Below are 19529 nucleotides of genomic sequence, written 5' to 3' on the forward strand. Positions count from 1 at the left end.
GCGCACACGGCCCTACGTCACATGACGGCGGGCCCGCAGCGCCAGACTGAGCGCCAGGACCGTCTGCGGGTCGTCGAGATCCGTGCCGAGCAACTCGCTGATCCGGGCGAGGCGGTTGTACAGGGTCTGCCGGTTCAGATGCAGTTCGCGCGCCGTCTCCGCCTTGCGGCCCGCGTGCGCCAGATACGTCTGGAGGGTGGGCAGCAGCGGCGGCTTCGAACGCTGGTCGTGGGTGCGCAGCGGGCCGATCGCCCGGTCCACGAACGCCGCGAGGTCGGGATGGTCGCGAAGCCGCCACAGCAGCAGGTCGATGTCCAGGCGCCGCGCGTCGTACCAGGGCCGGTCGGTCAGGCCCTGCGCGGCCGTCGCCGTCTCCGCCGCGTGCCGCAGCCCCGCCGACGCCGCCGCCCAGCCGCCCGCGACGCCGACCACCACCACCGGCGGCTGCGCCCCGGGCCGCTGCATCCCGGCCCGTTCGACACCGGCCCGCAGCGCGGCCGCGACCCGGTCGGCCACCGCCGTGCGCTCCGACTCCGACCGCAGGCCGAGCAGCAGCGGCACCCGGCCCTCGACAGGACGTACGCCGAGCAGCACCGGCACGCCCACCGACGCCAGCTCCTCCGCGACCGCCCGCGCCAGCACCGCCCAGCCGCCGCCGGTCGGCAGCCCGTCCGCGAGCCGCATCACCACCGGGAGCAGCGGGCTTCCCGTCGGGCCCGGCCGGAAGCCGAGGACGCGGGCCTGCGCCGGGGCGTCGTCGGCCTTGATGCGCCCCTCCGCGAGGTCGGTGAGGAAGTCACCGCGGCCGCGCGCCGCCAACTCCTCCTCCTGACGGGCCTGCATCAGCACCACCGCGAGGCTGCTCGCCGCCCGCTCCGCCGCGATGCGGTGCACCGGCAGCGGCGCCGCCTCCACCGCGAGCAGCACCAGTCGGGCCCGCACCGAGCCCGCGCCCGGCCCGCCTCCGGGCACGTCGACGAGGACCGCGCCGGCCGGCGGACCGTCCCGGTCGACGGTCCGGCCGCGCAGGCCCTCCCACACCTGGAGCGGGTCCGCGCACTCGATGCCCGCCCCGGCGGCGTACAGGAGCTGCCCGTCCGCCGTCTCCAGGAACACCGGGTTGCCGCTGAACTCGGCGAGGATGCCGAGGACCTGCGGCACACCGCCACCGCCCAGCAGCGCCTCCGTACACCGCCGGTGCACCTCCTCGGCCCGCTGGAGCAGCGCGTAGTGGCCGTTGACGATCTCCGTGTGCACCTCTTCGGTGACCGTCACGAACGGCACCTCGCGGTGCAGCTGCACCAGCGGGAGACCGGCGGCCCGCGCCGTCTCCACGATCGCCGCGGGCAGCCGGGCGAAGCGCGGCCCCAGCTCGACCACCAGCGCCGCGATGCCCCGCTCGGCGAGGTTGCGCACGAAGGCCCGCTGCTCGGCCGGGCGCGCCCCGAGCCCGAGCCCCGTGGTGAGCAGCAGCTCGCCGCCCTTGAGCAGCGAGGCGATGTTGGGCACCTCGCCCGCGTGCACCCACCGCACCGTCCGCTGCAGCCGGTCCGCGCCCGCGACGACCTCGGGGAGGCCGCCGCGCAGTCCCGGAAGTTCCAGCGCGCGCTGCACGGTGATGCCGCCCCGAGTGCCCTGACTGTCCATGGCGCGGACGCTACCGGGGCGCGCGCCGCCGGAACATCTTTGACCGGCCACGGCGGCGGGCGGCGGGCACCGACGGGGCGCAACTCGTCGCCCCCGCGCGGGAAATTGCGTACTTCGCGGCCGCTTGTGGCGTATGTCACGCCAGGGGAAGAGCGCCCGCCTTGCGTGATCGCAGGTCGGCCGAACGCACGGACGGCGACGGGCAACCCGTCGCCGTCACGTCCTGAGCGCTCCGCCAGGGCCTCTCTTCCGGATCTCGCCGGGCTCGCGGCGTCCGGCCTGATCCGAAAGAGAGGTCCTAGCCCCCGTACGCCCCCGAGGCGGTCAGCCGCAGGGCCGTGTCGATCAGCGGCACGTGGCTGAACGCCTGCGGGAAGTTGCCCACCTGGCGCTGCGCCGCGGAGTCCCACTCCTCGGCGAGCAGCCCCAGGTCGTTGCGGAGGGCCAGCAGTTTCTCGAAGAGCTTGCGCGCCTCGTCCACCCGGCCGATCATCGCCAGGTCGTCGGCCAGCCAGAACGAGCACGCGAGGAACGCGCCCTCGTCGCCCTCCAGGCCGTCCAGGTTCTCGTCGTCGCCGGACGTCGGGTAGCGCAGGATGAAGCCGTCCGGCGTCGACAGCTCCCGCTGGATCGCCTCGATCGTGCCGATCACGCGCTTGTCGTCGGGCGGCAGGAAGCCCATCTGCGGGATCAGCAGCAGCGAGGCGTCCAGCTCCTTGGAGCCGTAGGACTGCGTGAAGGTGTTGCGCTCCGGGTCGTAACCCTTCTCACACACGTCCCGGTGGATGTCGTCGCGCAGCTCGCGCCACTTCTCCAGCGGACCGTCCGCCTCCCCGGACTCCAGGAGCTTGATGGTCCGGTCGACGGCGACCCAGGCCATCACCTTGGAGTGCACGAAGTGGCGGCGCGGGCCGCGCACCTCCCAGATGCCCTCGTCCGGCTCGTCCCAGTGGTCCTCCAGGTAGCGGATCAGCTTGAGCTGGAGCAGCGAGGCGTAGTCGTTGCGGGCCAGGCCCGTCATGTGCGCCAGGTGCAGCGCCTCGGTGACCTCGCCGTACACGTCCAGCTGGAGCTGGTGGGCCGCGCCGTTGCCCGCCCGGACCGGCTGGGAGCCCTCGTACCCCGGCAGCCAGTCCAGCTCGGTCTCGCCCAGCTCGCGCTCGCCCGCGATGCCGTACATGATCTGGAGGTTCTCCGGGTCGCCCGCCACCGCCCGCAGCAGCCACTCGCGCCAGGCGCGGGCCTCCTCGCGGTAACCGGTGCGCAGCAGCGACGACAGGGTGATCGCCGCGTCCCGCAGCCAGGTGAAGCGGTAGTCCCAGTTGCGCGAGCCCCCGATGTCCTCGGGCAGCGAGGTGGTGGGCGCGGCGACGATGCCGCCCGTCGGCGCGTAGGTGAGCGCCTTCAGGGTGATCAGGGAGCGGACCACGGCCTCGCGGTAGGGCCCGTGGTACGTGCAGTGCTCGACCCAGTCGCGCCAGAAGTCCTCGGTGGCGGTCAGCGCCACCTCGGGCTCCGGCAGGGGCGGCTGCTGCTTGTGCGAGGGCTGCCACGAGATGGTGAACGCGATCCGCTCACCCGGGGCGACGGTGAAGTCCGAGTACGTGGTGAGGTCCTTGCCGAAGGTCTCGGCCTCGGTGTCCAGCCACACGGAATCGGGGCCCGCCACGGCCACCGTGCGCCCGTCCACCTTGTGCACCCAGGGCACCACACGCCCGTAGCTGAAGCGCATCCGCAGCGTCGAGCGCATCGGCACCCGGCCGCTGACGCCCTCGACGATCCGCACCAGCTGCGGGGCGTCGTTGTCGCGCGGCGGCATGAAATCGATCACGCGGACGGTGCCGCGTGGGGTATCCCACTCCGATTCGAGCACCAGGGAGTCGCCGCGGTAGGTGCGGCGGGCAGCCGTCGGGGGCTGCTCCTTGGGGTCGTACGCGGGCCCGAGGCGCCAGAAGCCGTGCTCCTCGGTGCCCAACAGGCCGGCGAAAACGGCGTGGGAGTCGAAGCGGGGCAGGCACAGCCAGTCGACTGTGCCGTCCCGGCAGACCAGGGCAGCGGTCTGCATGTCTCCGATGAGTGCGTAGTCCTCGATGCGCCCGGCCACGTGCATCTCCAGTCGAACGGCCACGTTCGCCCCGCGGGGCGCTTACTTACTTAATCAGCGGTCAAGTGATCGTTGCCGAGCGCTTGTTCCGGGTGCAAGGCGGGGTGGTGCCGTGTGCCGGATGGGGCTCGGCAGCGAGTGTCCGAGCAGGATACGACGCAGGTTGATGATCTGCGCGCCCCTCCCGGCAACGAGGCGCCGCCGAACGGGTGAGCGGCAGGTGGGAGGTGGTGTCCGATGGTATGCGAGGGTCCCGCGGGGGGAGCGCGGGTGTGCGGATCGTGTGACGGTGGGGTGTGTGCCCGATGGCGGAGTGTGGCCTCCAGTCGGTGGCGGCGTCGCCCGGGAGCGGGTCCGTTCTGTCGCTGATACCCTGGTAGCCCGTGAGCCGGTGGTCATAGAACCCCCGAACCGCAGCGACGGCGCCTCCCCCCGAATCCCCGGTGAGGCCGCCGGTACGCACCTCCAGACCGCGACCACGGGAGCCCCCTCTTGGCCATGCAGCCCAAATCCAGGACGACCAAGCACATCTTCGTCACCGGGGGTGTCGCCTCCTCCCTCGGCAAGGGTCTGACTGCCTCCAGCCTGGGTGCGCTCCTCAAGGCGCGTGGCCTGCGCGTCACGATGCAGAAGCTCGACCCGTACCTGAACGTCGACCCGGGCACGATGAACCCCTTCCAGCACGGTGAGGTGTTCGTCACCAACGACGGCGCCGAGACCGACCTGGACATCGGCCACTACGAGCGCTTCCTCGACGTCGACCTCGACGGCTCGGCGAACGTGACCACCGGCCAGGTCTACAGCCAGGTCATCGCCAAGGAGCGCCGCGGCGAGTACCTCGGCGACACCGTGCAGGTCATCCCGCACATCACCAACGAGATCAAGCACCGCATCCGCCGCATGGCGGCCGACGACGTCGACGTCGTCATCACCGAGGTCGGCGGCACGGTCGGCGACATCGAGTCGCTGCCGTTCCTGGAGACGGTCCGCCAGGTCCGCCACGAGGTCGGCCGCGACAACGTCTTCGTGGTGCACATCTCGCTGCTGCCCTACATCGGCCCCTCCGGCGAGCTGAAGACCAAGCCCACCCAGCACTCGGTGGCCGCCCTGCGCAACATCGGCATCCAGCCGGACGCCATCGTGCTGCGCGCCGACCGCGAGGTCCCGACCGCCATCAAGCGCAAGATCTCGCTGATGTGCGACGTCGACGAGGCCGCCGTGGTCGCCGCCATCGACGCCAAGTCGATCTACGACATCCCGAAGGTGCTGCACACCGAGGGCCTGGACGCCTACGTCGTGCGCAAGCTCGACCTGCCCTTCCGGGACGTCGACTGGACCCAGTGGGACGACCTGCTCGACCGCGTGCACAACCCGCGGCACGAGGTCACCGTCGCGCTGGTCGGCAAGTACATCGACCTGCCCGACGCCTATCTGTCGGTGACCGAGGCCATGCGCGCCGGCGGCTTCGCGAACAAGGCCCGCGTCAAGGTCAAGTGGGTCACCTCCGACGACTGCAAGACCCCGGCGGGCGCCGAGAAGCAGCTCGGCGACGTCGACGCGATCCTCATCCCGGGCGGCTTCGGCGAGCGCGGTGTCGACGGCAAGGTCGGCGCCATCCGGTACGCCCGCGAGAACAAGGTGCCGCTGCTCGGCATCTGCCTGGGCCTGCAGTGCATCGTCATCGAGGCCGCCCGCAACCTCGCGGACATCCCGGACGCCAACTCCACCGAGTTCGACGCGGCCACCAGCCACCCGGTGATCTCCACCATGGCCGAGCAGCTCGACATCGTGGCCGGTGAGGGCGACATGGGCGGCACCATGCGTCTTGGCATGTACCCGGCCAAGCTGGCCGAGGGCTCCATCGCGCGCGAGGTGTACGACGGCAAGGAGTACATCGAGGAGCGCCACCGCCACCGCTACGAGGTGAACAACGCCTACCGCGCGGACCTGGAGAAGAAGGCCGGGATCCTGTTCTCCGGCACATCCCCGGACGGCAAGCTCGTCGAGTACGTCGAGTACCCGCGCGAGGTGCACCCCTACCTCGTCGCCACCCAGGCCCACCCCGAGCTGCGCTCGCGCCCCACGCGTCCGCACCCGCTCTTCGCCGGCCTGGTCAAGGCGGCCGTCGAACGCCAGGAGCGCGCGGCCAAGCCGGGCGCCGGGTCCGATGCGTAGCGGCGGACGCCGGGTCCGGTAAGCGACACCGGGGCGATACGGTTGCCGGGGTGCGCGCCTTTTGCGGCGCGTGCCCCGGTTTTCGTTTGCACGTGTGGGAGGACAGGGCGACATGACGATCAAGGACACCGCCGAGGAGTGGCAGGTCACGGCGACGGCCACCCCCTTCGTCGGGAACAAGACCTCCGTGCGCACCGACGACGTGCTCATGCCCGACGGCTCCGTCGTCCGCCGCGACTACCAGGTCCACCCGGGCTCGGTGGCCGTCCTCGCGCTCGACGAGGAGGGCCGCGTCCTGGTGATCCGCCAGTACCGCCACCCCGTCCGCCACAAGCTCTGGGAGATCCCCGCGGGCCTGCTCGACGTCCCCGGCGAGAACCCCCTGCACGCCGCGCAGCGCGAACTCTACGAAGAGGCGCACGTCAAGGCCGAGGACTGGCGTGTCCTGACCGACGTCTACACCTCTCCCGGCGGCTGTGACGAGGCCGTGCGCATCTTCCTCGCCCGCGACATCGCCGAGGCCGAGGGCGAGCGCTTCGAGGTCTTCGAGGAGGAGGCCGACATGGAGCTGACCCGCGTACCGCTGGACGAGCTGGTCCGCGCGGTGCACGCCGGTGAGCTGCACAACAACTGCCTGGTCGTGGGCGTCCTCTCGCTGTACGCGGCCCTGCGGGGCGACGGAGTCGACGCCCTGCGCCCGGCCGAGGCGCCCTGGCCCGCGCGCCCCTTCGAGGCCTGAGCGCGGGGGCTCAGGCACGATCGGCCTCACCGGTATGACGATCTGCTGATCCGATCGGGGGACTTGTGCGCGCCGCCTGGCCAGGAGGGCCGCGAGCCCTGAACTAGGCTCTGAAAGCGTCCCGCCCGAAGTCCCGGCGGGTTCGTGCGCAGGCGGACGGGAGCGTGGCCCGTGACGGATCAGGCGGTCGACACCGACGGTACGGCGGCGGGTGGCGCGGTGCCCTCGCCCGCCGCCGCCCCGGAGCCGACAAGTGATCAGTTCGTCGGCCGGGGCCGGGAGTTGAAGGAACTCCGCGCGGACATCGACCGGGCGGGCCTGGACACCCTCTCGGGCCGCAAGGCACCCCGCGCCCGCGTGCTGCTCATCGCCGGCCGCCCCGGCTCCGGCCGCACCTCGCTCGCCGAGGAACTCGTACGACAGCTCACCGGCGACTACCCCGACGGCGTGCTGCGGGCCCGCCTCATGGAGCCCGACGGCGAGCGGGTGCCCACCGAACGCACCGCCCGCGACTTCCTCGACGCCCTCGCCGTCCCCGCACCGCCCGGCGCCCACGCCGACGACCTCTGCGCACTGCTGCGGGACACCCTCAAGGACCGCAGGGCCCTGCTGCTCCTCGACGACGCGGTGGACGCCGAACAGGTCGACCCGCTGCTCCCGGACACCCCCGAGTGCCTGGTCGTCGCCGTCTCCGAGGGCCCGCTCACCGGCATCCCCGACGTACGGCCCTGCACCCTCGGCGGGCTGGACAAGGCGGCCGCCGTGCACCTGCTGGCCCGCGCCGCGGGGCCCGTGCGCATCACCGTCGACCCGGGCTCGGCGGAATCCCTCGTGGAGGCCTGCGCGGCCCACCCCGCGGCCCTCGTCCTGGCCGGCGGTTGGCTGTCCGTGCGGCCCAAGGCGGCCCTCGCCGATCTCGCCAAGCGGGTGCACGACCTGCCCGACGAGGGCTCACCGCTCGCCCGCGTCTTCCGGCACACGTACGCCTCGCTGTCCGGCCCCTCCGCACGGGTCCTGCGCCTGCTCTCCCTCGCCCCCTCCGGCCACGTCGACCCGCACACCGCGTCCGCGCTCGCCGGCTGCTCGGTCTCCGGGGCCAAGGCCGCCCTGGACGACTTCGCCGCCCTCGGCCTCGTGCGGCGTGTGGGGTCCCCGGTGCCGCAGTACGAGGTGCCCGGCTGCCTGGTGCCGCTGCTGAAGGCCCTCACCGAGACCCAGGACCGCCCGGCCGAGCTGCAGCTGGCCCGCGCCCGGATGCTGGAGCGGACCGTACGGCTGCTCCAGTCCTGCCGGGCGGTCACCGAGCCGGACGCCTCCGCCGCCCGCAAGAAGCTCGCGGGCATGCCCCGCGCCCTGCGTTTCGAAGGTCCCGGCGCCGCCGAGGAGTGGCTGACGGTCCGCGAGCCCGCGCTGCTCGCCGCCGCCCGGCTCGCGGTGGCCGACGGGGACCTCGACACCCTCGCCCGGCGCCTGATGGCGGCCCTCACGCGGGCCCTCGTCGCCCATCGGGGCACCCAGGCGGCCGCCCCGCGGCTGTGGGGCATCCACCAGCTGGTCCTGGATGTGGCCGAGCGGCGTGACCTGCCCCGCGAGAAGGCCGCCGCGCTGCTGAACCTCGCGGACATCGACGCCCAGACCGGCCGCACGCGTGAGGCGCTCGCGCGCTACCGGGCGGCCCTGGACGCGGGACGCGCGGCGGGCGACTTCTACGCCACCGGCCGCGCGATGGAATCCGTGGGCGGCGCCTATCAGGAGCTGGGGGACTGGTCCCGGGCCTCCGACTGGTTCGGCAGGGCGCTGGCCCAGCGCCTGGCCCGCGGCGAGCGCGCCGACGCCGCCCGCCTCTACGGCCGCATCGGCGCCGTGCACACCTACGCGGGACGCTACGGCGAGGCGCTGCGCAACTGGAGTTCGGCGGTCACGGGCCACCGCAAGAACGGCGATGTGGCCGCCCAGGCGCGGGCGTTGAGCGAGATGGCGCGGGTGCAGGAGTACGCCGGCCGGCCCGAGGAGTCGCTGCGCACCTGCCAGGAAGCCGTCGAATGGGCGCGGCACGCGCAGGACGTACGCCTCCAGGCGGCTCTCCAGCTGCGCCTGGCCGACACCCTGGACCGGCTCGGTGACCCGACCGCCGCCCGGCTGCACCGAGGTGCCGCCGAGCGCATGCTGGGAGAGGAGTACCTGGCGGCCGCCAGATTTGCATCGAACGGTGGAGCAGCGTCTTCCGCCTACGAAATCCGCAGTGCATCCGCAGAGGATTGAAGTATTGAAAGGCTAGACAGCGAGAAATCCTTCATTAGACTGGCTCCGCCGCGTACATTCGTGGTGTCCCCCGTTGCGCCCTCGTGTGCACCGGTCTGCGTTGCATTGCCCGAGAAATCCCCTGAGCCAAGGACCGTGATCGACGATGAAGGTCGGCATCCCCCGCGAGGTCAAGAACAACGAGTTCCGGGTGGCCATCACCCCCGCCGGCGTGCACGAGCTGGTGCGCCACGGCCACCAGGTCGTCATCGAGCGGAACGCCGGCGTCGGCTCCTCGATCACGGACGAGGAGTACGTCTCGGCCGGTGCCAAGATCCTGGACACCGCCGACGAGGTCTGGGCCGCCGCAGACCTGCTGCTGAAGGTCAAGGAGCCGATCGCGGAGGAGTACCACCGCCTCCGCAAGGACCAGACCCTCTTCACCTACCTCCACCTGGCCGCGTCCAGGGAGTGCACGGACGCGCTCCTGGAGTCGGGCACGACCGCCATCGCGTACGAGACCGTCGAGACCGCGAACCGCGCCCTGCCGCTGCTCGCCCCGATGTCCGAGGTCGCGGGCCGTCTTGCTCCGCAGGTCGGCGCCTACCAGCTGATGGCCGCCAACGGCGGCCGCGGCGTCCTGCCGGGCGGCGTCCCGGGTGTGGCCGCGGGCAAGGCGGTCGTCATCGGCGGCGGCGTCTCCGGTTGGAACGCCGCGCAGATCGCCATCGGCATGGGCTTCCACGTCACCCTGCTGGACCGGGACATCAACAAGCTCAAGGAAGCCGACAAGATCTTCGGCACGAAGATCCAGACGGTCATCTCCAACGCCTTCGAGCTGGAGAAGGCCTGCCTGGAGGCCGACCTCGTCATCGGCGCCGTGCTGATCCCGGGCGCCAAGGCCCCGAAGCTGGTCACCAACGAGCTCGTCTCGCGCATGAAGCCCGGAAGTGTCCTTGTCGACATCGCGATCGACCAGGGCGGCTGCTTCGAGGACTCGCACCCGACCACGCACGCCGAGCCGACCTTCCCGGTGCACAACTCGGTCTTCTACTGCGTCGCCAACATGCCCGGCGCGGTCCCCAACACCTCCACCTACGCGCTGACCAACGCGACGATGCCGTACATCGTCGAACTGGCCAACCGCGGCTGGGCCGAGGCCCTGCGCCGTGACCCGGCGCTGGCCCTGGGCCTCAACACCCATGACGGCAAGGTCGTTTACAAGGAGGTCGCCGAGGCCCACGGGCTCGACCACATCGAGCTGGAGTCCCTCCTCGGCTGACGCGCGCGCCCCGCGTCAACGAAAGTCGTCAATCTCACGCCAGCGGCCGGACCTTGAGAGGGGTCCGGCCGTACGCGTATCGGTGCGGACACGTTCAACTCGCCTTGAACGTAACCCTTTAACCGATTCGCCCGGCCGAGAAACGTGCCGCGGGCAAGCCGCATGCCCTTGACATCAAGGTGTCTCTTTGCCGACACATCGGGTCCGGTCCGGCGGATTGTGTTGCTGCGGAGCGGTGACACGCCATAGAGTCGCCAACCGTCGGCATGGTGCCACGCTGACCTATCGAGAAGTTTCCTGGTCACCAAGGAGGTAAGACGACTTGTGAATGAGTCGACATTTGCTCCCGGGGGTGGTCAACCAGGAACCTCTGTGCGGGGCCAAGGACCCGTCGGGCTCCAAGCCGTCGGCTCCGTCGCTGTCCGAACCTTCGAAGCCCGGCAGAGCCCCCAGCCGACACAGTCAGCACCCCAGAGCATGGATGGCCATCACGTGAACGCCATGGCCGGCGACCGGAGTGGCGATAACACCCACACCCACCTCGCCGACTACGAGGAACTGCCCCAGGGGCACTTCTACGACCCCGACGCCGAGTACGAGCCCGATCCGGAGTACGCGGCCACGCTCGCGCCCGACGCGGCCCGCCAGCGCCGCGAGCGCATCGGCCCCACGGGGCGCCCGCTGCCGTACTTCCCGATTCCCGGGCCGCTGACCGACCACGGTCCGGCCAAGATCATCGCGATGTGCAACCAGAAGGGCGGCGTCGGCAAGACGACGTCGACCATCAACCTGGGCGCCGCCCTCGCGGAGTACGGGCGCCGGGTCCTGCTCGTCGACTTCGACCCGCAGGGCGCCCTCTCGGTGGGTCTCGGGGTGAACCCGATGGAGCTGGACCTGACGGTCTACAACCTCCTCATGGAGCGCGGCATGTCCGCCGACGAGGTGCTCCTGAAGACGGCGGTCCCCAACATGGACCTGCTGCCCAGCAACATCGACCTGTCGGCCGCCGAAGTGCAGTTGGTCAGCGAGGTCGCGCGCGAGTCCACGCTCCAGCGGGCGCTCAAGCCGCTGATGCAGGACTACGACTACATCGTGATCGACTGTCAGCCCTCGCTCGGCCTGCTCACCGTGAACGCCCTGACGGCGGCTCACAAGGTGATCGTGCCGCTGGAGTGCGAGTTCTTCGCGCTGCGCGGTGTGGCCCTGCTGACGGAGACCATCGAGAAGGTCCAGGAGCGGCTCAACCCCGAGCTGGAGCTCGACGGCATCCTCGCGACCATGTACGACTCCCGCACGGTGCACAGCCGTGAGGTGCTCGCGCGCGTGGTCGAGGCCTTCGACGACCACGTCTACCACACGGTCATCGGGCGCACGGTCCGCTTCCCGGAGACCACGGTCGCCGGCGAGCCGATCACCACGTACGCCTCCAACTCGGTCGGCGCCGCCGCCTATCGTCAGCTGGCCAGGGAGGTGCTCGCCCGGTGTCACGCCGAGTGAGTCTGCCCGGGGCCGACGAACTGTTCCGTACGACCGGGGGGACGGCCCTTCAGGCGTCCTCCCCGCGGCGCCCGGCGAACGGCGAGGCGAGAGTGCCCGCCCCGGCGGGCGAGAGCGACGAGAGCGCCGCCACGGCCGACGGGACGGCGCGCGCCGAGAGCGGCGAGGCGGCCGAACACGCGGCCACGGACGCGGAGTCCGGGGCCGAGTCCCGCAGCCGCTCCGTGAACGACGCCGACAAGGGCGCGGCGCGCCGCCCGGCGGGGGCGCAGGAAGGTTCTGCCACCCAGGGCGGCAAGTCCGGTGGCCCGTCGACCGCGCAGGCGCGGCGCCGGGCACGGGCGGCCAACCGGCGGCCGAGCGGCCGCGAGCGGCACGACGAGAAGATCACGGTATACGTCTCCGCCGAGGAGCTCATGGACCTCGAACACGCGCGGCTGGTGCTGCGCGGGGAGCACGGGCTCGCGGTCGACCGCGGGCGGATCGTGCGCGAGGCCGTCGCCGTCGTCCTCGCCGACCTGGAGTCGCGGGGGGACGCGAGCATTCTCGTACGACGGTTGCGCGGGCGGTAGGGGTAGCGTTCCCGCCTGATGGCCACGAACGACGACCCCGCACCGCCCGCCCGTCGGCGTCCCCTGGGGCGGGGGCCCGGGGAGGCGCCCGCGGAGCCGGGGCCGGGTCCCGCCGCGGAGCCGGAGTCTTCCGATCCGGAGCCCGCGGAGGCGGAGCCCGCCGAGCCTGAGCCCGCGGAGCCTGAGCCCGCCGACCCTGAGCCGTCCGGTGCGGAGCCCGCCGCCGAGCCCGATGACGGCCGCTTCAAGGTCCGGCTGGCGAACTTCGAGGGCCCCTTCGATCTGCTGCTCCAGCTGATCTCCAGACACAAGCTGGACGTCACCGAGGTCGCGCTGTCCCAGGTGACCGACGAGTTCATGGCACACATCCGGGCCATGGGGCCCGACTGGGACCTCGATCAGACGACCGAGTTCCTCGTCGTCGCCGCCACGCTCCTGGACCTGAAGGCCGCGCGGCTGCTGCCCGCCGCCGAGGTCGAGGACGAGGCCGACCTGGCGCTGCTGGAAGCGCGGGACCTGCTCTTCGCGCGGCTGCTCCAGTACCGCGCGTACAAGCAGATCGCGGACATCTTCAACGAGCGGCTCGCCTCCGAGGGCCGCCGCTATCCGCGCACCGTCGGCCTCGAGCCGCACCACGCCGAGCTGCTCCCGGAAGTCGTCATCAGCATCGGGGCACAGGGGTTCGCCAAGCTCGCCGTGCAGGCGATGCAGCCGCGCGCCGAGCCGCAGGTGTACGTCGACCACATCCACGCCCCGCTGGTCTCCGTGCGGGAGCAGGCCGCTCTGGTCGTCGCCCGGCTGCGGGAGCGGGGGGAGGCGGACTTCCGGGTCCTCGTGGCGGACGCGGGGGACACCCTGACCGTCGTCGCGCGTTTCCTGGCCCTTTTGGAGCTGTACCGCGAGAAGGTCGTCGCCCTGGACCAAGAGGACCCCCTGGGGGAGCTGACGGTGCGCTGGACCGGCGGCGACAGCGCCGAGGAGCCGACCGTGACCGACGAGTTCGACCGGGCCCCCGAGCCCATGGAGGAGAAGGCGTGAGCGAGCACCCCGCGGGCGACCTGGCCGGCGCCGTCGCGGAGCTGGAGCTGCGGCCCGCGCTGGAAGCCGTCCTGATGGTCGTCGACGAGCCGGCCACCGAGGAGCATCTGGCGAAGATCCTCCAGCGGCCCCGGCGCGAGGTGGCGGACGCGCTGCGGGCGCTCGCCGACGAGTACACCGCGCAGAGGCGCGGCTTCGAGCTGCGGCTCGTCGCCGGCGGCTGGCGGTTCTACACGCGCCCGCAGTACGCCGCCGCCGTGGAGGGCTTCGTGCTCGACGGGCAGCAGGCGCGGCTCACCCAGGCGGCTCTGGAGACCCTCGCGGTCGTCGCGTACCGCCAGCCGGTCAGCCGTTCCAGGGTCTCCGCGGTGCGCGGGGTGAACTGCGACGGCGTGATGCGCACCCTTCTCCAGAGGGGTCTGGTCCAGGAGGCGGGCGCGGAACCCGAAACAGGTGCGATCCTGTACAGGACGACGAACTACTTTCTGGAGCGGATGGGCCTGCGTGGCCTGGACGAGCTTCCGGAGCTCGCGCCCTTCCTCCCCGAGGCGGACGCGATCGAGGCCGAGACCCAGGAAGGCGTTCCGTCGTTCGACCCGGACGCACCCGATGCGCCGGGTTACGAGTACACCCAGGACACAGCCGACTAAACGGAACTTTTGATGCGAAGCAGCAACGGCAGGAACAGCAGCGGAAACAACGGCGGGAGCCGTGGTGGCAACAGCGGCGGCCGTGGCAGCAGCGGTGGCCGCGGCAATTACCGGGGTGCCGGTAACGGCCGCGACGACCGGCAGGGCCCCAAGCAGGGCGGCAAGCCGGGCGACAAGCGGGACGACAGGCGCGACGACAAGCCGAGCCGGCCGAGCAAGCCGCGCCCCGAGGAGCGCCGCTACGACGTGGGCGGCTCCGACGCGGTCTTCGGCGCCGGGGCGAGGAAGGGCCGCGGCGCGGCCGCGCGCGGTGGCGCCAAGGGCGGCCCCCGCACCTCCCAGGGCACCGGCGCCCGCGGCAGCCGTCGCCCGGCCCCCGCGACCTCGCGGGAGTTCGACACCCGCCAGGAGGAGCGCAACCGCGAGCGGTACGCGGACAAGCCCAAGGTGAACCTCCCCAAGACCTTCCCGGGCGCCGAGCAGGAGGGCGAGCGCCTGCAGAAGGTCCTGGCCCGCGCGGGCTACGGCTCGCGCCGCGCCTGTGAGGAGCTGGTCGACGAGGCCCGCGTCGAGGTCAACGGCGAGATCGTCCTGGAGCAGGGGCTGCGCGTCGACCCCGAGCGGGACGAGATCAAGGTCGACGGCCTGACGGTGGCCACGCAGTCGTACCAGTTCTTCGCGCTGAACAAGCCCGCCGGTGTCGTCTCCACCATGGAGGACACCGAGGGCCGGCAGTGCCTCGGCGACTACGTGACCAACCGTGAGACGCGGCTGTTCCACGTGGGGCGGCTCGACACCGAGACCGAGGGCGTCATCCTGCTCACCAACCACGGCGAGCTGGCGCACCGCCTGACCCACCCCAAGTACGGCGTGAAGAAGGTCTACCTCGCGCACATCGTGGGCCCGATCCCGCGTGACCTGGGCAAGCAGCTCAAGGACGGCATCCAGCTGGAGGACGGGTACGCCCGCGCGGACCACTTCCGCGTCGTCGAGCAGACCGGCAAGAACTACCTGGTCGAGGTCACCCTGCACGAGGGCCGCAAGCACATCGTGCGGCGCATGCTCGCCGAGGCGGGCTTCCCCGTGGACAAGCTGGTGCGGGTCGCCTTCGGGCCGATCACCCTGGGCGACCAGAAGTCGGGCTGGCTGCGGCGCCTTTCGAACACGGAGGTCGGCATGCTGATGAAGGAAGTCGACCTCTAGGCCTCCACCCCCTTCCGGGGCTTGTGACCGCCCGCCCACCCCCTTTATAGTCCTGGTGACTATAAAGGGGGTGGGCGGGCATGTCCGTGTCCGGGACCTACGACAAGTACGCCTTCGAGCCGTTCGCCGTCACCGTGGACCTCGCGGTGTTCACCATCCGCGAGGGCGCGCTGCACGTCCTGCTCGTCGAACGCGGCGAGGAGCCCTACGCGGGGCGCTGGGCGCTGCCCGGCGGCTTCCTGCTGCCCGACGAGTCCGCGGAGAGCGCGGCGCAGCGCGAACTGGCCGAGGAGACGGGCCTCGCGGACGTCGGGGGACTGCATCTGGAGCAGGTGCGCACCTACAGCGCCCCGGACCGCGATCCGCGCATGCGCGTCGTCTCCGTGGCCTTCGCGGCGCTCGTCGCCGACCCGCCCCAGGCGCGCGGGGGCGGCGACGCGGCCCGCGCGGCCTGGCTGCCGTACCGCCCGGCGACCTACCGGCCGCTCGCCTTCGACCACGACCGGATCCTCGCCGACGCCCACGAACGCGTCGGCGCCAAGCTGGAGTACACGGGCCTCGCCACCGCCTTCTGCCCGCCCGAATTCACCCTCGGCGAGCTGCGGCAGGTCTACGAAGCGGTGTGGGGCGCCGAGCTGGACCCCGCCAACTTCCGGCGCAAGGTCGTCGGCACCGCCGGCCTCGTGGAGGCGGTCCCCGGCGCCGCGCGGCTGACCGGCGGACGCGGCAAGCCCGCCGCGCTCTACCGGGCGGGCACCGCCACCGCCCTCCACCCGCCCCTGCTGCGCCCCGCCCCGGAAGGACAGCCCTCATGAAGCGCGCCGCCACCGGAACCCTGCTCGGCCTCGCCCTCGGGGACGCGCTCGGCTTCCCCACCGAGTTCGACGACGTGCCGTCGATCCTCGCCAAGTGCGGCCCCTGGCGGGACATGGAGCTGCCGAGGCCGGCCTTCATCACCGACGACACGCAGATGACCCTCGCGCTCGCCCGCGCCCTCAGGTCCGCCGCCGCGCGCGGCCTGTGCGGACCGGAGCGGTTCGCGCTGCTCGCCCGCCGGGAGTTCGTCGCCTGGAACGAGTCCCCGGACAACAACCGTGCCCCGGGCACCACCTGCATCCGCGCCTGTGAACTGCTCGCCGACGAGGAGCGGGCCTGGCGCGATGCCAGTCAGACGCACTCCAAGGGATGCGGGGCCACCATGCGTGTCGCGCCGCTCGGCCTCCTGCCCGGCCTCGACGACGAGGTGCGGGCCGGCGCCGCGCAGCTCCAGTCCGCGCTCACCCACGGCCACCCCACCGCGCTCGCCGCGAGCGACCTGACGGCGTACGCGGTGCGCCTGCTGGCCCGGGGCACGGAGCCGATGGGCCTGGTCGGCCTGCTGCGCTCGTACGCGCTGGAGAACCGCACCCACTACCGGCAGACATGGCTCGGCGACCTGTGGAGCCGCTCGCGAGCGTCCTCACCGGAGCGGTTCATCGCCCACGGCTGGGACGAGTGCCTGGCCGTCCTCGAACGGCTGGCGGGCGCGCTGCGGACCGTCAGCCCGGAGACCGACCCCTGCCTGGCCACCGGCGCGGGCTGGATCGCCGAGGAGGCCCTGGCCACCGGGCTGCTGTGCTTCCTGATGTTCGTCGACGAGCCGGTCACCGCGCTGCGCAGGGCCGCCTGCACCTCGGGCGACTCGGACTCCGTGGCCTGCCTGGCCGGGGCCTTCGCGGGCGCCCACCTCGGCGCCGACGCCTGGCCCGCCGACTGGGTCGAACGCGTCGAGCACCGCGACGAGCTGCTGGCGTTCGGGGCGCTCTGGGACGCCTGAGCGGGCGCCCTCAGGCGGCGTCCAGGGCCGAGGCCCGCCGGGCGCGTACGAGGAAGTCCGCGACCCGCTCCCGGTCCGGCTCGGCCGGCAGGGGGCTGTGCCGGGCCGCCTCCCGCGCCTGCTCCGTGAGGCGGCCCATCCATGCCTCGACCTCGCTCCAGGGCACCTCGCCGCGCTTGACCGCGAGGAGCGGCTCCCGCTGGTCGCCGACGTCCGTCGTGAGCCGGCCGGTGCGCAGCAGGTCGCGGCAGGACATCAGCAGACGCAGCAGATGCATGGCGTGCTTCCAGCGCGGGGTGCCGTGGAGCCGGATGTCCGCCTCCAGCTTCTTGCGCTGGCCGACGGCGTAGCCGGTGAAGGTGGCGTGGACGCGGCGGGAGAGGAACGCCCCGCGCAGCGCCAGCAGCTCGCGGCCGATGTCGGTGAGGTGCTCGACGTACGGGGAGTGCAGGCATTCCAGGGCGTTCGGATCGGCGCGCAGCGCGAGGCCGCAGAAGCGTTCGAGCTCCCAGGAGAACTGCTCCTCGGCCGGCCCCGCCACATGCGTCGGCGGCTTCTCGAAGCGCCAGAACAGCTCGGTCGGGGCCTGGAAGACGCCCCTGCGGTCCGTGTCGCTGCCCTCCGTGGCCAGGCCGAAGGCCCGCGAGCCCAGCACGCAGGCGTAGACGGTGTGGTCGCGGACCAGGGCCAGATCCGCGTCCCTGTCGGGGCCCGGGCCGGGGGCCGGGGCGAGGTCCTGGGGCTGCATGCGGGGAGCGTACGGCGCCCTGCGGGCGAGGTCGTGCGAATTTCCGGCGGGGCCCCACCGCCCGGCGGCCGGGCCCGCTCCCGTGACGCCCCGTCCGGCCCGAGTGGCGACCGGCTCCGGACGGCGCGACATTGTTCCCGAGGCGCCGGACCGAGCGGCGCCGGACCGGACCGCCGGGGAGGCCGGAGCCGCTCCCGGGCAGGCCGCGAACGACATCGCCCGGGCGGCGGGCCCCGACCCGGCGCGGCGCGCGGCGCCCGTCTCGGCAGACGGGCGCCGCGCGCTCCCGTCCGGGGCGCTGACTACGCTTGCCGTACAACAGTCATACGTACGCGAGCGAGGAGCAGCACTGTGGCGGTACGAGCGGTCCGGGGCGCCGTCCAACTGGACAAGGACGAGGCCGGGCACATGGGCGAGCAGGTCAGCGCGCTGCTCACCGCCATCCTCGAGCGCAACGGGCTGACCGGGGACGACCTGATCAGCATCTGGTTCACGGCCACGCCCGATCTGCACTCCGACTTCCCCGCGGCCGCCGCCCGCGGCCTCGGCATCGTGGACGTACCGCTGATCTGCGCCCAGGAGCTGGACATCGAGGGCGCCATGCCGCGCGTCGTCCGCGTCCTCGCGCACATCGAGACCGACCGCCCCCGCGCCGAGATCGCGCACGTCTACCTCGGCGCCGCCGCAGCCCTCCGCAAGGACATCGCCCAGTGAGAACCGCCCTCGTCATCGGCACCGGCCTGATCGGCACCTCCGCCGCCCTGGCCCTCGCCTCCCGCGGCGTCGCCGTCCACCTCGCCGACCACGACCCCGCGCAGGCCCGCACCGCCGCTGCGCTCGGCGCCGGCACCGACGAATCCCCCGAGGGACCTGTCGACCTGTGCGTCGTCGCCGTGCCGCCCGCGCACGTCGCCGCCACCCTCGCCGACGCGATGCGGCGCGGCGCCGCCCGGGCCTACCTCGACGTCGCGAGCGTCAAGGGCGGCCCACGCCGCGAGCTGGAGGCGCTCGGCCTCGACCTCACCCCGTACATCGGCACGCACCCCATGTCCGGACGCGAGCGCAGCGGCCCGCTCGCCGCCACCGCCGACCTCTTCGAGGGGCGGCCCTGGGTGCTCACCCCGACCCGCGACACCGAGACCGAGGTGCTCAACCTCGCCCTGGAGCTGGTCGCGCTCTGCCGGGCCGTCCCCGTCGTCATGGACGCCGACGCCCACGACCGCGCGGTCGCCCTCGTCTCCCACATGCCGCACCTGGTCTCCAGCATGGTCGCGGCCCGCCTGGAGAACGCCGACGAGACGGCGGTGCGGCTGTGCGGCCAGGGCATCCGTGACGTCACCCGGATCGCCGCCTCCGACCCCCGGATGTGGATCGACATCCTCTCCGCCAATCCCGGCCCGGTCGCCGACCTGCTGGCCCAGGTCGCCGGTGACCTGGAGGAGACCGTGACGGCGCTGCGCGCCCTGCAGTCCGCCGACCAGGGCAAGCGGACCGAGGGCGCGGCGGGCGTCGAGGCCATGCTGCGGCGCGGCAACGCCGGGCAGACCCGGGTGCCGGGCAAGCACGGGTCGGCCCCGGCGGCGTACGAGATCGTCGCCGTGCTCATCGACGACCAGCCCGGGCAGCTCGCCCGCATCTTCGCCGACGCGGACCGCGCCGGCGTCAACATCGAGGACGTCCGCATCGAACACGCGACCGGCCGGCAGGCGGGCCTGATCCAGCTCATGGTCGAGCCGAAGGCGGCGCCCGTGCTCGGCGCGGCCCTGCGCGAGCGGGGCTGGTCGATCCGGCGGTAGGCGGGCCCGGCCGGGCGGGCC

The 19529-nt window shown here is 72.7% G+C and carries 16 protein-coding genes; 13 read left to right on the forward strand and 3 right to left on the reverse strand.

Annotated elements, in window-relative coordinates:
• Positions 1-12: 12 nt before the first annotated feature.
• Positions 13-1647 carry a PucR family transcriptional regulator gene (locus tag ACZ5GP_RS20355; protein WP_468752181.1) on the reverse strand — a complete coding sequence of 545 codons (1635 nt, stop codon included), beginning with the start codon at positions 1645-1647 and terminating at the stop codon, positions 13-15.
• A gap of 298 nt (positions 1648-1945) precedes the next feature.
• A complete protein-coding gene (locus ACZ5GP_RS20360; RefSeq protein WP_468752182.1) occupies positions 1946-3775 on the reverse strand; it encodes a glycoside hydrolase family 15 protein in 1830 nt (609 codons plus the stop codon).
• 474 nt (positions 3776-4249) lie between these two features.
• Between ACZ5GP_RS20360 and ACZ5GP_RS20365 the strand changes: the two genes are divergently transcribed.
• From ACZ5GP_RS20365 to ACZ5GP_RS20415, 11 genes are all read left to right on the forward strand, one after another.
• Entirely contained in the window at positions 4250-5926 is a 1677-nt protein-coding gene (locus ACZ5GP_RS20365) for a CTP synthase (RefSeq protein WP_468752183.1), read from the forward strand.
• A gap of 112 nt (positions 5927-6038) precedes the next feature.
• Positions 6039-6665 (forward strand): NUDIX hydrolase, encoded by a 627-nt coding sequence (locus tag ACZ5GP_RS20370; protein ID WP_361088168.1) that lies wholly within the window; start codon positions 6039-6041, stop codon positions 6663-6665.
• A 171-nt stretch (positions 6666-6836) separates the two neighbouring features.
• On the forward strand, positions 6837-8927 hold the full coding sequence (locus ACZ5GP_RS20375) for a tetratricopeptide repeat protein (RefSeq protein WP_468752184.1): 2091 nt from the start codon (positions 6837-6839) through the stop codon (positions 8925-8927).
• A 145-nt stretch (positions 8928-9072) separates the two neighbouring features.
• Positions 9073-10188, forward strand: coding sequence for an alanine dehydrogenase (gene ald, locus ACZ5GP_RS20380; protein ID WP_468752185.1), 1116 nt, complete (start codon positions 9073-9075; stop codon positions 10186-10188).
• 324 nt (positions 10189-10512) lie between these two features.
• Complete coding sequence (locus tag ACZ5GP_RS20385) at positions 10513-11685, forward strand: ParA family protein (protein WP_358587756.1); 1173 nt, start codon at positions 10513-10515, stop codon at positions 11683-11685.
• Positions 11670-12257, forward strand: a complete 588-nt coding sequence (locus ACZ5GP_RS20390) for a hypothetical protein (protein WP_468752186.1) — start codon at positions 11670-11672, stop codon at positions 12255-12257. The genes ACZ5GP_RS20385 and ACZ5GP_RS20390 overlap by 16 nt, the downstream gene beginning before the upstream one ends.
• An 18-nt stretch (positions 12258-12275) precedes the next feature.
• Complete coding sequence (locus ACZ5GP_RS20395; RefSeq protein WP_468752187.1) at positions 12276-13295, forward strand: segregation and condensation protein A; 1020 nt, start codon at positions 12276-12278, stop codon at positions 13293-13295.
• On the forward strand, positions 13292-13945 hold the full coding sequence (scpB, locus tag ACZ5GP_RS20400; protein WP_468752188.1) for an SMC-Scp complex subunit ScpB: 654 nt from the start codon (positions 13292-13294) through the stop codon (positions 13943-13945). The genes ACZ5GP_RS20395 and scpB overlap by 4 nt, the downstream gene beginning before the upstream one ends.
• Positions 13946-13957: 12 nt before the next feature.
• Positions 13958-15148, forward strand: coding sequence for a pseudouridine synthase (locus ACZ5GP_RS20405; protein ID WP_358587749.1), 1191 nt, complete (start codon positions 13958-13960; stop codon positions 15146-15148).
• A gap of 80 nt (positions 15149-15228) precedes the next feature.
• Complete coding sequence (locus ACZ5GP_RS20410) at positions 15229-15963, forward strand: NUDIX hydrolase (RefSeq protein ID WP_468752189.1); 735 nt, start codon at positions 15229-15231, stop codon at positions 15961-15963.
• Positions 15960-16964, forward strand: a complete 1005-nt coding sequence (locus ACZ5GP_RS20415; RefSeq protein ID WP_468752190.1) for an ADP-ribosylglycohydrolase family protein — start codon at positions 15960-15962, stop codon at positions 16962-16964. The genes ACZ5GP_RS20410 and ACZ5GP_RS20415 overlap by 4 nt, the downstream gene beginning before the upstream one ends.
• Positions 16965-16974: 10 nt before the next feature.
• Here the strand turns inward: ACZ5GP_RS20415 and ACZ5GP_RS20420 are convergent, their stop codons facing one another.
• Positions 16975-17712: a nucleotidyltransferase domain-containing protein gene (locus ACZ5GP_RS20420; RefSeq protein ID WP_468752191.1), complete on the reverse strand. Its 738-nt coding sequence runs from the start codon at positions 17710-17712 to the stop codon at positions 16975-16977.
• 351 nt (positions 17713-18063) lie between these two features.
• On the opposite strand from ACZ5GP_RS20420, the gene aroH reads away from it, so the two are divergent.
• Positions 18064-18426 carry a chorismate mutase gene (gene aroH / locus ACZ5GP_RS20425; RefSeq protein ID WP_361079193.1) on the forward strand — a complete coding sequence of 121 codons (363 nt, stop codon included), beginning with the start codon at positions 18064-18066 and terminating at the stop codon, positions 18424-18426.
• On the forward strand, positions 18423-19508 hold the full coding sequence (locus ACZ5GP_RS20430; protein WP_468752192.1) for a prephenate dehydrogenase: 1086 nt from the start codon (positions 18423-18425) through the stop codon (positions 19506-19508). Before aroH ends, ACZ5GP_RS20430 begins: the two co-directional genes overlap by 4 nt.
• Positions 19509-19529 lie beyond the last annotated feature (21 nt).

The organism is Streptomyces sp. NPDC031466, from assembly GCF_055581265.1.

Bases quoted from the DNA above. Each gene is read 5' to 3' on its own strand.
- ACZ5GP_RS20415 (WP_468752190.1), top strand. From the start codon at position 15,960: ATGAAGCGCGCCGCCACCGGAACCCTGCTCGGCCTCGCCCTCGGGGAC.
- ACZ5GP_RS20395 (WP_468752187.1), top strand. From the start codon at position 12,276: ATGGCCACGAACGACGACCCCGCACCGCCCGCCCGTCGGCGTCCCCTG.
- ACZ5GP_RS20370 (WP_361088168.1), top strand. From the start codon at position 6,039: ATGACGATCAAGGACACCGCCGAGGAGTGGCAGGTCACGGCGACGGCC.
- ACZ5GP_RS20410 (WP_468752189.1), top strand. From the start codon at position 15,229: ATGTCCGTGTCCGGGACCTACGACAAGTACGCCTTCGAGCCGTTCGCC.
- ald (WP_468752185.1), top strand. From the start codon at position 9,073: ATGAAGGTCGGCATCCCCCGCGAGGTCAAGAACAACGAGTTCCGGGTG.
- ACZ5GP_RS20355 (WP_468752181.1), bottom strand. From the start codon at position 1,647: ATGGACAGTCAGGGCACTCGGGGCGGCATCACCGTGCAGCGCGCGCTG.
- ACZ5GP_RS20420 (WP_468752191.1), bottom strand. From the start codon at position 17,712: ATGCAGCCCCAGGACCTCGCCCCGGCCCCCGGCCCGGGCCCCGACAGG.
- ACZ5GP_RS20365 (WP_468752183.1), top strand. From the start codon at position 4,250: ATGCAGCCCAAATCCAGGACGACCAAGCACATCTTCGTCACCGGGGGT.
- ACZ5GP_RS20405 (WP_358587749.1), top strand. From the start codon at position 13,958: ATGCGAAGCAGCAACGGCAGGAACAGCAGCGGAAACAACGGCGGGAGC.